The following is a 13,226-nucleotide window of genomic DNA, read 5'->3' on the forward strand; positions in this document are numbered from 1 at the left end:
ACACCTTGCTGAACCGGGGTACCCTTTGCAATACGTCCGCCCACAAATTTTTATGGTTTTAAAAGCACGTGTCTGGGTGTCGGGTTTTTTTTTTTTTGGGGGGGGGGGGGGGGGGGGGCCGCGGGCCCCCCACCACTCAGTCTTTTAAGCCCCCGAGACCACCGTTCAGGCCCGCCGCAGCCGCAGGGTGACCAGCTGGAAGGGCCGCAGGGTCAGGGGCATCGCCGCGCCGGCGACCCCCTTCGGCCCGCCGGCCCCGAGGGGCCGCTCGAGCAGGTCGACGGCCTCGATGCCGGCACAGTCGAAGCCCGCACGCACCGTCGCCGACGCCCGCGACCCGAACGCCTCGTAGAGCCGCACCACGACATCGCCCGTCCCGTCCTCGGCCAGCTTGACGGCCTCCACCACGACCCCGGGATGGTCGACCGCCACGAGCGGGACGACCTCACGGCCGCCGCGCACGGCGCGCGGCGGGAGGTTCACGTCGTAGCCTGCCCGAACGGCCCCGGCGATCCCGGCGTTCGGCGTCACCGTGACGGTGAAGCGGTGGACCCCGGCGTCTGCTCCGGGATCGGGGAAGAGCGGCGACCTCAGCAGCGAGAGCCGGACGGTCGTCGTCGTGCCCCCGTCCTCGCGGACCGCACGGGTGATGTCGTGGCCATAGGCGGTGCAGTTCGCGATCGCCACCCCGTAGCCGGGCTCGGCCACATGGACCCAGCGGTGGGCGCACACCTCGAAGCGCGCCGCATCCCAGGACGTGTTGACGGGAACGGGCCGGAAGACGTGCCCGAACTGGGTCTCGGCGGCGCTGCGGTCCGCCCGCAGGTCGAGCCCGAAGCCAAGCTTGAGCAGTTTCTGGCGCTCGTGCCAGTCCACTTCGGTCTCGATCCGGAGGGCCGCAGCGCCCGGGGCGAGCACGAGCCGCTGGAGCACCGTCGAGGAGCCGAAGGCGCGGCGGACCTCCAGCGCCGCCTCCCCCGGCGCGCCTTCCACCGGGGCCACCGACGCGGCCCCGTCGAGACGCTCGACGGTGTGCCGGTAGAACTCGTCGACGTCCCACGCGTCCCATTCGTTGGGGGTGTCGCGATGGAGCTCGAGGAGGTTGCCTGCCGCACCGGGCGCGACCGCGTCCCGGCCGCTCGCGGCGTCCACGAGCGAGACGAGGAGGCCGTGCGCGTCCACCTCCGCCCGGACGGTGCCGTTGTCGAGCACCCAGCCGCCGCCCGCCGTCGTGCGTGGCACCGCGGTGGCCGCCGGGCCGGCCGCCGTGCCGGCCGCCGTGCCGGCCCTGGCAATGCCGCCGCCCAGTGCCGGCACGCCGGCCCGGGCATGGGGGGCCGCGTTGAGCAGGATCTCGTCCTCGCCGGGCCCCACGAGTGCCGCGGCGGCGTCGGCGATGAGGGCCTCGAGGCCGCGCTCGACCGCGGTGTAGTTCCGCTCCGCGTCACGGTGGACCCAGGCGATCGCCGTGCCGGGGAGGATGTCGTGGAACTGCTGCAGGAGCACCAGCCGCCACAGGCGGCGCAGCTCCCCGGCGGGGTAGGCCGCGCCGGCGTGGACCGCGGCCGTGGCGCACCACAGCTCCGCCTCGCGCAGCAGGTGCTCGCTGCGCCGGTTCCCGGCCTTGGTGCGCGCCTGGGCCGTGTAGGTGCCGCGGTGCTTCTCGAGGTACATCTCCCCCGTCCACACCGGCGGGTACGCGTACTCGGCCTCCGCCTCGGCGAAGAACCCGGCCGGGGTCCCCACGGCCACCCTCGGCGAGCCCTCGAGATCCTCGTACCGCCGGGCCGCGGCCATCATCTCGCGCGTGGGGCCGCCGCCGCCGTCGCCGAAGCCGAAGGGCACGAGGGACATCCCGGCGCGGCCGTGTTCGCGGAAGGTGCGCTCGGCGTGGGCGAGCTCGCCGGCACGCAGCTCGGAGGAGTACGTGTCCGCGGGCGGGAAGTGCGTGAACACCCTCGAGCCGTCGATCCCCTCCCACAGGAACGTGTGGTGCGGGAACCTGTTGACCTGGTTCCAGGAGATCTTCTGCGTCAGGAACCACCGGCTCCCGGCCGCCCGGACAATCTGCGGAAGCGCCGCCGAGTACCCGAACGAGTCCGGGAGCCACGCCTCCTGGCAGTCGACACCGAACTCCTCGAGGAAGAACCTCTTGCCCTCCACGAACTGCCGGGCCATCGCCTCCCCGCCGGGCATGTTGGTGTCCGACTCGACCCACATGCCGCCCACGGGCACGAAGCGTCCGTCCGCGACCTTCTCCTTGATCCGCTCGAAGAGCTGCGGGTACCCGTCGCGGATCCACGCGAGCTGCTGGGCGGACGAGCACGCGAACGTCAGGTCGGGGTCCTGGTCCATGAGGGATACCACGTTGGCGAACGTCCGCGCGCACTTGCGCTGCGTCTCGCGGACCGGCCAGAGCCAGGCCGAGTCGATGTGAGCGTGCCCCGTGGCGACGATCCGGTGGGCGCTGGACTCGGCGGGAGCGGCGAGCACCCCGGCGAGGGCGGCGCGCCCCGCGGCAGCCGTCCCGCCGACGTCGTACGGGTCCACCGAATCAGCCATGCGCTCGAGCGCCCGGAGGATGAGATGGCGCCGGGGTCGGTCGTCCGGCAGCTCGTGCATGAGGCCCCAGAGCGCCTGCACGTCCTGCACGAGTTCCCAGACGGCAATGTCCCGCTCCGCGAGCAGGATCGGGCCGAGGCGGTAGAGGGGCGCCGGCCCGGCGGTGGCGCGCTCGCCGAGCCCGGTGGGCTGGAACGTCCAGCCTTGGGCGACGTCGGGGTTGGCGGCCGCTTCGACGTAGAAGTCCACGTTGGGCCCGCCGCCCAGCGCGGCCAGCGGCACGTACTGGTTGCGCGGGTTGAGCGCCTTGACGATCTCGCCGCCGGGCAGCCATGCCAGGCCCTCGCACTGGAACCCCGGCAGCTCGTCGGTGTAGCCCAGGTCCACGAGCACCTCGACGTCCGCACCGCCGCGGCCCCAGTCCTCAGGCACGCGCCCGGTCAGGTGCAGCCACATCGTGGACCAGGCCGGTCCCCAGGAATCGCCCGGTCCGGTCGGCCGGAAGTCCTGGGCGAGGGCGTGCTCGAGTGCGACGGGCTCCCCCGGGGCATCCCACCTCTCGGCGGCGAGGGGCACGGTGTTCCGGTAGACGGCAGGCGTGAGCCGCTCGCGGAGGAAGCGGTAGATCCGGGCTTCGGTGATCAGCCGATCGTCATGCATGGAATGTCCAATCAGTTGATTAATCCTGGCCCCACGCTACTCCAAGCCTCCGGCGAGCGGAACGCCCCTCCCCTTCTGCGTTTCGGGTACGCATCTCGTCGCCCCTTCCCCGTTTCGGGTACGCATCTCGTCGCGGTTTTCGGGTTCCGGGTACACGGCGGCGCGCGGGACGGGCGTCCTCGGTGGCCGCCCGCAGGCCCGGCCAGAGCCGTCGCATCCACGGAATGGACAGCCCTCGGACGGGCGACGCTGTACCCTGAATGGCCAAAGGGCGGCGAGATGCGTACCCGGAATGGCCAAAGGGCGGCGAGATGCGTACCCGAAACGGGAGGGGGTCAGGCGGAGAGCCGCTCGTGGCCCGCGTAGACGTTGAACCCGGAGCCCCGGCTGAAGCCGACCAGCGTCACCCCTGCGTCCTCCGCGAGCTCGACCGCGAGCGTGGACGGCGCGCTCACGGCGGCGAGCACCGGGATCCCGGCCATGGCGGCCTTCTGCACGAGCTCGAACGAGGCGCGGCCGGACACCTGCAGGACCGTGCCCGACAGGGGAAGGCGGCCCTCGCGCAGGGCCCATCCGACCACCTTGTCCACGGCATTGTGCCGCCCCACGTCCTCGCGGAGGCACTCGAGCTCGGCACGGGTGCCGCCGTCGTGCACCGAGAAGAGCCCTGCCGCATGGACGCCGCCCGTCTTCTCGAACAGGGCCTGGGCCTCGCGCAGGCGCTCGGGCAGACCGGCGAGGAGCTCGGGAAGGACGGCCACGGTGTCCTGGGCGGGGCTGTGGTGCGAGGTGCGCCGGACCGATTCGATGGAGTCGGTGCCGCAGATCCCGCAGGCACTCGAGGTCACCACGTTCCGTCCGAGGTCCGGGACGGCGACGCCGGGGCGCAGCTGGGCGTCGACCACGTTGAAGGTCTGGCGCCCCTCCTCGTCCTCGCCGGCGCAGAAGCGCTCCGACACCAGCTGGTCTGCCTCCCAGATGACGCCCTCGGAGACGAGGAAGCCGGCGACGAGGTCGAAGTCGTCGCCCGGCGTGCGCATGGTGACGCTGTAGGTGAGCGTCCCAGCCGGGCCGGTGAGACGGATCTCGAGGGGCTCCTCGACGGCGAGCACGTCCTCCTTGTGCCGGACCGGGTACTCGCTGCCCAGCACGTACTTGTGCACCTTGCGGCGCTGGCTCAGCCGGCCCACGGCGCCCTCCTCACGTCGGTTCGAGGCATGTGCCCCAGCTCCATTGTCCCGCCTGCTCCGCGGCATCCGCGTCCCGGTGCCGTCCGAAGGGGCCGGCCGTGGCCCTTCGGCTCCTCAGGCGTCGAGCGCGCTCCAGTCCACCGGGTCCTTGGACGTCGCCGGGCGCCGCTTCGGCCTCGCCTTCTGCGCGGACGCTGGGGACGACGGCGTGTGGCCGCCGAGCGGGCGTCCCCACGGGAGCGGCAGGCACGGCACGGGGGCGGCGAGCTCGAGACCGTGGGGCGGGACCACCATGAAGCCGTCGGCGCGGGCGAGACCGCGCAGCATGCCGGAGCCGACTCCAGAGGCGGGCGAGGCCATGCCGTACATGCGGCGGAAGGGGATCACCCGGGTGCGCCTGAGCTCCGGCTCGAAGACCTCGCCCGAGGGGAGGTCGATGGGCTCCAACGGTTCCCCGCCCGACAGCGCGGCGAGCAGCGGCTCCCCCACGGTCGCAAGCCCCACCACTGCGGCCAGGGGGTTCCCGGGCAGCCCGAGGAAGAAGCGCCCGTCGGGCAGCTCCGCAAGCACGGTGGGGTGCCCCGGGCGCATCGCGATCCCGTCGACCAGGAGGCGGCCGCCCATCGCCGCGACGATGTCCCGAAAGTGGTCGGATCCGCCCTTTCCGGTTCCTCCGGTCGTGACCACGACGTCCGCCGCGCTCGGCTCGGCGCGCTCCATGCCGCCGTCGGACGTGTCCGGCCCGCCGCCGGGACGGTCGGCGAGTGCTGCCGCCCACTCGGCGGCGTCGTCGCCGATCTTCTCATGGGCGATGAGGATGCCGCCGTAGGCCTCGATGAGCGGCGGGATGAGGTAGCTGAAGACGTCGCGGACGAGGCCAGGGCCGGGCAGCCCGCTCTCGACGACCTCGCCGCCGGTCCGCACGAGCTTGACGAGCGGCCGGCCCGTGACCCGGAGGGCGTCGTGGCCGGCCAGCGCCGCGAGCGCCAGCTGGGCCGGGCCGAGCGCCGCGCCGTCCTTCAGGAGGGTCTCCCCCTCGCGGGCCTCCTCGCCCGCCGGGCGCAGGTCCGCGCCCCCTCCTGGGGCGCCTGGCGGTGCGGCGGCAGCGAGCCGCAGGTGGGGCAGGCCATCCTCGTCCGGGGCCACCTCCCCATACTCGCGTCGGAGGACGGCGCGGGCCCCCGCCGGGAGTGCGCCGCCCGTGACGATGGGAACGGCCTGGTGGGCGGTGAGCGGTTCGCCGGGCTCCGCCATGATCCAGGGCCCGGTGCCGCACACGGCCCAGCCGTCCATCGCAGAAGAGGTGTAGTGCGGCATGTCGCGCAGCGCTGTGAGCGGCCCGGCGAGCGTGCGGCCACGCGCCTGGGCCAGCGGCACCTCCGCGGGAGGGAGCGGGCCGGCCGCCGAGGAGGCGACGGCCCGGGCCTCGGACCAGGTGAGGTGCAGTGCGTGCTGGGTGCCGGCCGCGTCCGGGCCGGGGGTCATTCCTCGGTCCCGGCCGACCTGCGCGACTTCACGGCCTCGAGGGCCTCGGCCACCGCGCTCTGCATGGCCTCACGCGGTTCCGCCCGCCCGCTCCCTGCGGCGAGGCCCGCGGCGTAGGCGGCGAGGAACGTGGTGAGGGGGGCCGCCGGGCGCACCACCGAATGGGCCGCGACGCCGGCGAGGCCGAGGACCGCGTCGATGTCGACGTCCAGGTCCCCGAGCCCGAGTTCCCGGGCGAGCTCCGCGCACCACGCGCGCAGCAGTGCGTCCTTCTCTGGATCACTCATGGGCTTCCTCCTGCCGTGGCGCTCGACCCGGCACGTCCGGGCCCTCGATGCCCCAGCGCCGCGCGGCGTCCCAGGTGTCGACGTCGGCCGAGGAACCCGGCGGCAGCCGCAGGGGCAGCAGGGCCAGCCTAGCAACGAGGTGATTCATCGGACGGTTGGCGAGGCCGCCGTCGCGGGCCAGCGCGTCGAGGACGGAAGCCAGGGGCTCCCGGCGGAACAGGGACAGCAGCGGCTGGGCGCGGCCACCGTCGTCCTCACCGAGGATCCCGTCGCAGTCCGGGCCCGCGGCGGCGGCCCCGAGCAGGGCCGCGACGGCGGCATCCGCGTGCGGCAGGTCGGCCGCCAGCACCGCGACCCAGCCCGGCGCCTCCCCGGGCCCGCCGGGCAGCGCGGCGAGGCCCGCGGCGAGGGCCGCGACAGGACCCGCGTACAGCGGTTCCTCGCGCGTGAACACCACCCCCACCGGCCCCGCGGGGCTGGGAGGGCGCGTGGGCGCGGGGGGTCCGCCCGGCTGTCCGGGCCTGGGGCCCACGACCGCAACTGAGCGCGCCCCGGCAACGGCGCCGAGAGCGCGCTCGAGAAGGGTGGCGCCGCGGTAGGCCAGCTGGGGTTTCGGGTATCCGCCGAGCCTTGAGGCGCGGCCGCCCGCGAGGACCACCGCGTCGTAGACGGGCGCCGGCCGGTCTGCCCCCCGGCCGGGGTGCTGGGGCGTCAGGCTGCCGACTCCGGGGCGAGGAAGGGGCCCCATTGCGCGACCGGCTTCTCCAGTTCCTTGATCTGCCAGACGACGCCGACGGGCTCGGACGGCGTGAAGCGCAGCTTCCAGCCCATCTCCGCAGGCGTGTGGTCGCCCTTGACGTTGTTGCACCGCAGGCAGCAGGCCACGAGGTTCTCCCAGGATTCGGCCCCGCCGCGGGAGCGCGGGAGCACGTGGTCCACCGTGTGCGCCGCCTTGCCGCAGTAGGCGCACGCATGGGCGTCCCGGCGGAGCACCCCGCGTCTGCTGACCGCGGTCACGTGGGTGCGCCGTGGCCTGATGTAGCGATGGAGCAGGATCACCGACGGGCGCCCGAGCACATCGCGCGGTCCGACGACTGGCTCGCCGTCTTCCGCCACGACGCTCGCCTTCCCGGCGAGCACCAGCACGAGCGCGCGGCGGAAGGTAACCACCGCGAGCGGTTCGTATCCAGCATTGAGAACGAGTGTGCGCATGCGCATTCCTCACGGCCGTACCCGGTCAGGGGCACAGGGCCGGCTGCCCTGTGCATAGCCGGGCTGACTCTCCAAGAGTACTGAACCGCCGCGCCATTCAACGAACGCGTGCCCCGTCGGCACCGACGCGCCCGCAAACCTTCACCGGCCGGACACCTCCGGGAGCCGCCCCTCCGCGGTGAGCCTGGGCCGTTGAGGCCCCTTCTGGGCCCGCGTCCCCAGAGACACGACGACGGCGCCCCCTCCGTGCAGGAGGGAGCGCCGTCGAGGGGAGTTCCGGGATCGGCTGGCTCAGCCGCCGACGCGGATGAAGACCGGGCCGGAGCCGACGTTGACGCTGAACAGCGCGGTGGTGCCGCCGTTCCAGCCGCCGTGCACGGCCATGCCGTTGCCGACGTACACGGCGATGTGGGCCATGCCCATGCCGCCGTCGGCGTAGTAGGCGAGGTCGCCCGGCTGCGCCTCCGCGGCGCTCACCGTGCGGCCGAGGGACAGGTAGCCGGCCGGCCAGCCGTGGTAGTGGATGCCCACGGCAGCCAGCGAGTTGGTGGCGAGCATGGTGCAGTCCTGCGCCACACCGAGCTGTGCGTACGCGGCAGCGGCGATCGCGGCGCCCATGCCCGAGGAGGCGGCGGGCTTCGCGGCGGGGGCGTCCACGGCGGTGGAGGCGGCGGTCTGGACCTTCGCGGGGGCGGCGGCCACCTGGGTCTCGGTGCTCGCCTGCGCCACGGGCGCAGCCGGGGCCGGGGCCGGAGTCTGGACGGCCGGGGCGGCGACAGACTCGACGGCCGGGCGCTCGAAGCTCACGTTGGCGTTGGCCTCGGCGGAGATGGGGGCCTGGACGGCGTTGGCTACGTCGAGCGCGGCCGGGGCGGAGGCCTCACGCTGCGAGGGGGCCTCTGCGGCGTTGGCCGCGACGCCGCCGGTCAGCACGAGACCGCCAGCCGCGGCGATGACTGCGGCCTGACGGCCGACGCCGCCTGCGTTCTCGGTGACGGCCTTCGCGATGACGGCCAGCGAGGAGGTGTTGTCCGCGCGGTGGCGGGCAATGCCTGCACGAGTGGTCATATCAGGGGGTTCTCTCTCTGTTTTCGTGTCCTTCAGGGCAGCAGGGGGTCAGCCCAGAAGGCGGGGCGCCATGGTCACGGTCCATCGCGCCGCCCAGAATGCGGATTGGTCTCAGTTGAGGGTGTAGAAGACGGACGAGCCGGTAGCGTTCACCGCATGGAGCAGCGTGCCCTGTGAAGGGTTGAGAGCGCTGATCATCATCCCGTTGCCCACGTAGATGCCCACGTGAGCGCCGCCGTTCTGGACCACCAGGTCACCGGGGGCGGGCGTCGCCGTCTGGTGCATGATGGACCAGGCCTGGACGCGGGGGATGCTGATGCCAGCCTGAGCGTAGACCCACTGAGTGAAGCCCGAGCAGTCCCAGCCGGCCGGGGTGGTGCCGCCCCACACGTAGGGGTGGCCGATGCCGGTGTAGGCGATGCCTGCCAGAGTCGAGCCGAGGGCGCCGGCCGCGGCCGCGAGGCGCGGCGCAGACGACTGGACGCTGAGGCTGCCTTCGGAGGCCGGGGAGGCGGCCGGCGCAGCGGACTGCGCTGCCTGCTCGACTGCCGTCTCGACGATCGGCGCCGCCACCGAGTGGACGGCGGGGCGCTCGAAGGAGACCTGGGCTTCATTGGACGCGACGACGCTCGGCGCGGAGGCGCTGGCCACGTCGGAGAGTGCGGAGGCCTCGCGGGAGGTCTCTGCTGCCTGAGCGGGGAGCCCGGCGCTGATGATCAGCCCCGAAGCCGCCGCAATGACGGCCGCCTGGCGGCCGATGGTGCCGGCGTTGCCGGAAACCGCGTGCGCAACAGCCTCAAGCGGGCTCGTGCGAACCGGTAGGGCGCGATGGCGCGCAGTCAACGTGCGAGTCGACACAGTTGTAGCCTCTCCCAATGCCTACGAGGTGAGCTGTCGGGTTCGGATGGAAAGTATCCGGCCTCCTGGCGGAGCCAGGCTGCTTAACCCCAAGGCCTTCCAGATTGCAGAAGGCCGAAAGTGGTTCCCCCGCCTCTGCCAGACGGAATGTGCGAACGGCTCCGGGAAGTGGCAGAGCTCGGCGTTCTTCCCGGATGTTCCAACTTGGTAGGAGCTGGAACAGGAACGACCTTACCCGAGGCCGCTCGAAATGTCACATTCGGATCACAGCCAGAAAACGGGTCATCACGAAACGGACACAGCAGATCTCCGGAGGGCCTGCCGACGCCTCTCGGCGCCCCGGAAGAGGACGGCGGCGGGCACGCGCCCTCGTGGTCTCAGAGCCAGCCGCTGGGGTCGACGACCTCGCCGTTGACCATGACCTCGAAGTGGAGGTGGCACCCCGTCGAGGCGCCCGTGGTGCCGGAGAGCGCGATGGGCGCCCCGCGGTCCACCTTCTGCCCCACGGAGACCGAGAACGAGGAGAGGTGGTTGTAGGTCGTCTCGAGGCCATTGCCGTGGTCGATCACCACGCGGTTTCCGCCGCCGTAGGGATGCCAGCCGGCGAAGGTCACGGTCCCGCCGGCCGCCGCCCTCACGGCGGTGCCGCACTGGGCGGCGAAGTCCTGGCCGCGGTGGAACTCGCCCGCGGAGCCCGTCACGGGGCTCACGCGGTAGCCGAACGGCGAGGTGCGCTCCATCGCTGCGAGCGGGGAGCCGAGCGCGTGCTGCACCTGCGCCGGCGTGAGGCGGCCGGCAGACTGGGCGCCGAGCAGCTGCTTCAGGTGGCCGTCCGGGTCCGCGGCGCTGCCCACGGCCGCGCGGGCGAAGGGGACTACAGCATCCGCCGCGGCGGTGACCTGCGGCTGCTCGGAGCCCGTGTCCGTCGCGGCGGGGCCCTGCGTGGCCGTCGGAACGGTCACGGTCAGGACGAGGCCCGTGGCGGCGAGCGCCACGCCGGCCTTCTGGCCGACCCCGGCGACGGCGGCGATCTCGACCAGCTGCCGCATCGGGCCGCGGCGCTCGGCGGCCCGGCGCCCGCGGCGTGCGGCACCGGAGCCTGAGACGGCGGCACTGGGGCGCGGCGGATTCTCCGCGCGCCGCCGGCCGCGCACGGCTGACTGGGTCAAGCGATTCCCTCTCTGTCCTCGCCTGCGGAGTTAGCTGTCGGGTTCGAGTCAGAGAGTCCAGACTCGGCCCAGCCGCACGGAGACCACGCGCGGCGAGGCCGGGGCGGGGGCACCGAGCGTGCTGCGGCTTCACCCCAAGGCGGCCGCGGCCGCCGTCGGTGGGTCCCCCGCCTCTGCCATAGGGTGCTGTGATTCCTCCCCGCTGGCAGAGCTCGGCGCACGGGGGGAACGGCGACGATGTCTCGTCGCCGCCTCCAGCATAGGCCCATGACGCTGGACCGTAATATTCCCGTGATCTTTAGTGAGACATCGCTCACACGCTACGTCCCGGTAGCAATTAGTCCAGCGGGTAGAGTTTTTGTCCCTTTGTGTGAAGACGTGTGCGATCACGGTGGCGACACGCCATCCTCCGGCCGCTGGACGCGCGCCGACGAGGGCGACAGCGGCCCGGCAGGACGGCCACAGGATGCCGCAGGACGGGAAGAGGACAGGAGAGGAGCGGGTGCCTCAGCCGACGGAGACGAAGACGTGCGCGGCGACCTCGGCGGGCAGCTCGAGGGCGCCGTCGACGCTCGCGACGCGCACGGAGATGTAGTCGCCGACCCGCTCGAGCGTCACCTTCGCCCCCGGGCGGATGCCACCCTCCTCGAGCTGGGCGAGGAGCTCGGGATCGACCTGGATGGGCTCGGCCAGCCGGCACACGACGACGAGGGCGCCGGCCGTGTAGTGGCCCATCGCCTCCACGAGGGTGACGACGCCGTCACCGAAGCCGGCGGACGACTCCCCGCCGAGGGCCTCCAGGCCGGGGATCGGGTTGCCGTAGGGCGACTCGCTCGGGCGCCCCAGCAGCTCGAAGAGGCGCCGCTCGACGCGCTCGCTCATGACATGCTCCCACCGGCAGGCCTCGTCGTGGACGTAGGGCCAGTCGAGGCCGATCACGTCGGCGAGGAGCCGCTCGGCGAGGCGGTGCTTCCGCATGACCTCGACGGCGCGCTTGTGGCCCTGCTCGGTGAACTGGAGGTGCCGGTCCCCCGAGACCACGACCAGGCCGTCGCGCTCCATGCGCGCCACGGTCTGCGACACCGTGGGGCCCGAGTGGCGGAGCCGCTCGGCGATGCGCGCACGCAGGGGGGTGATCCCCTCCTCCTCGAGCTCGAGGATGGTTCGCAGGTACATCTCGGTGGTATCGATGAGGTCGGACATGCGCGGGGCGGGCTCCTGGCGGCGGGACGGGCGGTGCGCTTCACCGCCCCACAGCGAGTCTAGCTTATTTTGATCTGCTCAGATTAGCCGCCGGGAGGGGCACCGGCCCGGATTCGCACGGCCCCTCGCGGGTGCGGCACACTTGATCCGGGGCGGGAGGGCTCGAGCCCGCGCCCCTACACCGGATCCATTAGGAGGCGCCCCCGTGAGCGATACCAGCCAGCTTCAGATCCCCGCCGAGTTCCTGCCGGCGGACGGCCGCTTCGGGGCGGGCCCGTCCAAGGTCCGCAAGGAGCAGGTCGACGCGATCGCCGCGGCGGGCTCGACGCTGCTGGGCACCTCCCACCGCCAGGCCCCGGTCAAGAACCTCGTGGGCAGCGTGCGCGAGGGCCTCAAGGAGTTCTTCGCCGCACCCGAGGGCTACGAGGTTGTCCTCGGCGTCGGCGGCTCCACCGCGTTCTGGGACGTCGCCTCCTTCGGGCTGGTGCGCTCCAAGGCACAGCACCTCTCCTTCGGCGAGTTCGGGTCCAAGTTCGCCAAGGCCACCGACAAGGCGCCGTTCCTCGAGGCCTCCTCGATCATCACCTCCGAGCCCGGCACGCGGCCTGCCCCGCGTGCCGAGGCCGGGGTGGACGTGTACGCGTGGCCCCAGAACGAAACCTCGACCGGCGTCGCGGCCCCCGTGCAGCGGGTCGAGGGCGCCGACCCGGGCTCGCTCGTGGTCATCGACGCGACGAGCGCCGCCGGCGGCCTCGCCGTCGACGTCTCCCAGAGCGACGTGTACTACTTCGCCCCGCAGAAGAACTTCGCGTCCGACGGCGGGCTGTGGCTCGCGCTGTTCTCCCCCGCCGCGCTCGAGCGCGCCGAGGAGATCAAGGCCTCGGGCCGCTGGATTCCGGACTTCCTGGACCTCAAGACGGCGATCGACAACTCGAAGCTCAACCAGACGTACAACACGCCGAGCCTCACCACGCTCGTGGGCCTGAACGCTCAGATCGAGTGGCTCAACGCCCAGGGCGGCCTTCAGTGGGCCGCTGCCCGGACCGCGGACTCGGCCGGCCGGGTCTACGGCTGGGCCGAGGCCTCGGACTTCGCGACGCCGTTCGTCGCGGACCCCGCCGACCGGTCCAACGTCATCGCGACCATCGACTTCGACGAGTCGGTCGACGCCGCCCAGGTCGCCAAGATCCTGCGCGCCAACGGCATCGTGGACACCGAGCCATACCGCAAGCTGGGCCGCAACCAGCTGCGCATCGCGACCTTCGTCGCGATCGAGCCGGAGGATGTCTCGACGCTGACCCGCGCGATCGACTACGTCGTCGCCCAGCTCAGGGGCTGAAGCAACTCAGGAGCTGAGGCCGGCCACGGCCGCGCCGGCTTCCGATGCACGACGGCGGGGCCCCCCCCCAAACGGGGGGGCCCCCCCCCGTGTTAGGCTCACAAGCCCCCCGTGAACGTCGGCGCCGCCGGGTCTGATTGCAAGCCGGGCAGCCGGGCGGCCGCCGGGGGCGGGGGGGCGGCCCCAGGGGCGC

At 72.9% G+C, this 13,226-nt stretch carries 11 protein-coding genes and 2 riboswitches; of the genes, 1 reads left to right on the top strand and 10 read right to left on the bottom strand.

Going from position 1 to position 13,226, the window contains the following annotated elements; translation table 11 throughout:
• Positions 1 to 165: 165 nt before the first annotated feature.
• The 10 genes from J2W20_RS18990 to J2W20_RS19035 form a co-directional block, all read right to left on the bottom strand.
• Positions 166 to 3,222, bottom strand: coding sequence for an alpha-mannosidase (locus tag J2W20_RS18990; protein ID WP_307008702.1), 3,057 nt, complete (start codon positions 3,220 to 3,222; stop codon positions 166 to 168).
• Between the two features lie 335 nt (positions 3,223 to 3,557).
• Positions 3,558 to 4,412 carry a formate dehydrogenase accessory sulfurtransferase FdhD gene (gene fdhD / locus J2W20_RS18995; RefSeq protein WP_307008703.1) on the bottom strand — a complete coding sequence of 285 codons (855 nt, stop codon included), beginning with the start codon at positions 4,410 to 4,412 and terminating at the stop codon, positions 3,558 to 3,560.
• 114 nt (positions 4,413 to 4,526) lie between these two features.
• Positions 4,527 to 5,897, bottom strand: a complete 1,371-nt coding sequence (locus J2W20_RS19000; RefSeq protein WP_307008704.1) for a molybdopterin-binding protein — start codon at positions 5,895 to 5,897, stop codon at positions 4,527 to 4,529.
• Positions 5,894 to 6,184, bottom strand: coding sequence for a DUF6457 domain-containing protein (locus J2W20_RS19005; RefSeq protein ID WP_307008705.1), 291 nt, complete (start codon positions 6,182 to 6,184; stop codon positions 5,894 to 5,896). Before J2W20_RS19005 ends, J2W20_RS19000 begins: the two co-directional genes overlap by 4 nt.
• Positions 6,177 to 6,932, bottom strand: coding sequence for a nucleotidyltransferase family protein (locus J2W20_RS19010; protein WP_307008706.1), 756 nt, complete (start codon positions 6,930 to 6,932; stop codon positions 6,177 to 6,179). Before J2W20_RS19010 ends, J2W20_RS19005 begins: the two co-directional genes overlap by 8 nt.
• Positions 6,896 to 7,396 carry an HNH endonuclease gene (locus J2W20_RS19015; protein WP_307008707.1) on the bottom strand — a complete coding sequence of 167 codons (501 nt, stop codon included), beginning with the start codon at positions 7,394 to 7,396 and terminating at the stop codon, positions 6,896 to 6,898. The genes J2W20_RS19010 and J2W20_RS19015 overlap by 37 nt, the downstream gene beginning before the upstream one ends.
• 291 nt (positions 7,397 to 7,687) lie before the next feature.
• Positions 7,688 to 8,464 carry an NlpC/P60 family protein gene (locus tag J2W20_RS19020; RefSeq protein ID WP_307008708.1) on the bottom strand — a complete coding sequence of 259 codons (777 nt, stop codon included), beginning with the start codon at positions 8,462 to 8,464 and terminating at the stop codon, positions 7,688 to 7,690.
• A gap of 111 nt (positions 8,465 to 8,575) precedes the next feature.
• On the bottom strand, positions 8,576 to 9,307 hold the full coding sequence (locus J2W20_RS19025; RefSeq protein WP_307008709.1) for a C40 family peptidase: 732 nt from the start codon (positions 9,305 to 9,307) through the stop codon (positions 8,576 to 8,578).
• Positions 9,308 to 9,326: 19 nt separating this feature from the next.
• Positions 9,327 to 9,493: riboswitch (cyclic di-AMP (ydaO/yuaA leader) on the bottom strand.
• A 206-nt stretch (positions 9,494 to 9,699) separates the two neighbouring features.
• On the bottom strand, positions 9,700 to 10,491 hold the full coding sequence (locus J2W20_RS19030) for a M23 family metallopeptidase (protein ID WP_307008710.1): 792 nt from the start codon (positions 10,489 to 10,491) through the stop codon (positions 9,700 to 9,702).
• 3 nt (positions 10,492 to 10,494) lie between these two features.
• Positions 10,495 to 10,687, bottom strand: a riboswitch (cyclic di-AMP (ydaO/yuaA leader).
• Between the two features lie 311 nt (positions 10,688 to 10,998).
• Positions 10,999 to 11,694 (bottom strand): metal-dependent transcriptional regulator, encoded by a 696-nt coding sequence (locus tag J2W20_RS19035; protein ID WP_307008711.1) that lies wholly within the window; start codon positions 11,692 to 11,694, stop codon positions 10,999 to 11,001.
• 205 nt (positions 11,695 to 11,899) lie between these two features.
• Here J2W20_RS19035 and serC point away from each other — a divergent pair, with 205 nt between their 5' ends.
• A complete protein-coding gene (gene serC / locus J2W20_RS19040; protein ID WP_307008712.1) occupies positions 11,900 to 13,033 on the top strand; it encodes a phosphoserine transaminase in 1,134 nt (377 codons plus the stop codon).
• Positions 13,034 to 13,226: the final 193 nt, after the last annotated feature.

The sequence above is a fragment of the Sinomonas atrocyanea genome, assembly GCF_030812675.1.
In the GTDB taxonomy this organism is placed as follows: Bacteria; Actinomycetota; Actinomycetes; order Actinomycetales; family Micrococcaceae; genus Sinomonas; species Sinomonas atrocyanea_B.

Coding starts and splice junctions, on each gene's coding strand:
- J2W20_RS18990 (WP_307008702.1), bottom strand. CDS start 3,222: ATGCATGACGATCGGCTGATCACCGAAGCCCGGATCTACCGCTTCCTC.
- J2W20_RS19000 (WP_307008704.1), bottom strand. CDS start 5,897: ATGACCCCCGGCCCGGACGCGGCCGGCACCCAGCACGCACTGCACCTC.
- J2W20_RS19005 (WP_307008705.1), bottom strand. CDS start 6,184: ATGAGTGATCCAGAGAAGGACGCACTGCTGCGCGCGTGGTGCGCGGAG.
- J2W20_RS19010 (WP_307008706.1), bottom strand. CDS start 6,932: ATGGGGCCCCTTCCTCGCCCCGGAGTCGGCAGCCTGACGCCCCAGCAC.
- J2W20_RS19015 (WP_307008707.1), bottom strand. CDS start 7,396: ATGCGCACACTCGTTCTCAATGCTGGATACGAACCGCTCGCGGTGGTT.
- J2W20_RS19020 (WP_307008708.1), bottom strand. CDS start 8,464: ATGACCACTCGTGCAGGCATTGCCCGCCACCGCGCGGACAACACCTCC.
- J2W20_RS19035 (WP_307008711.1), bottom strand. CDS start 11,694: ATGTCCGACCTCATCGATACCACCGAGATGTACCTGCGAACCATCCTC.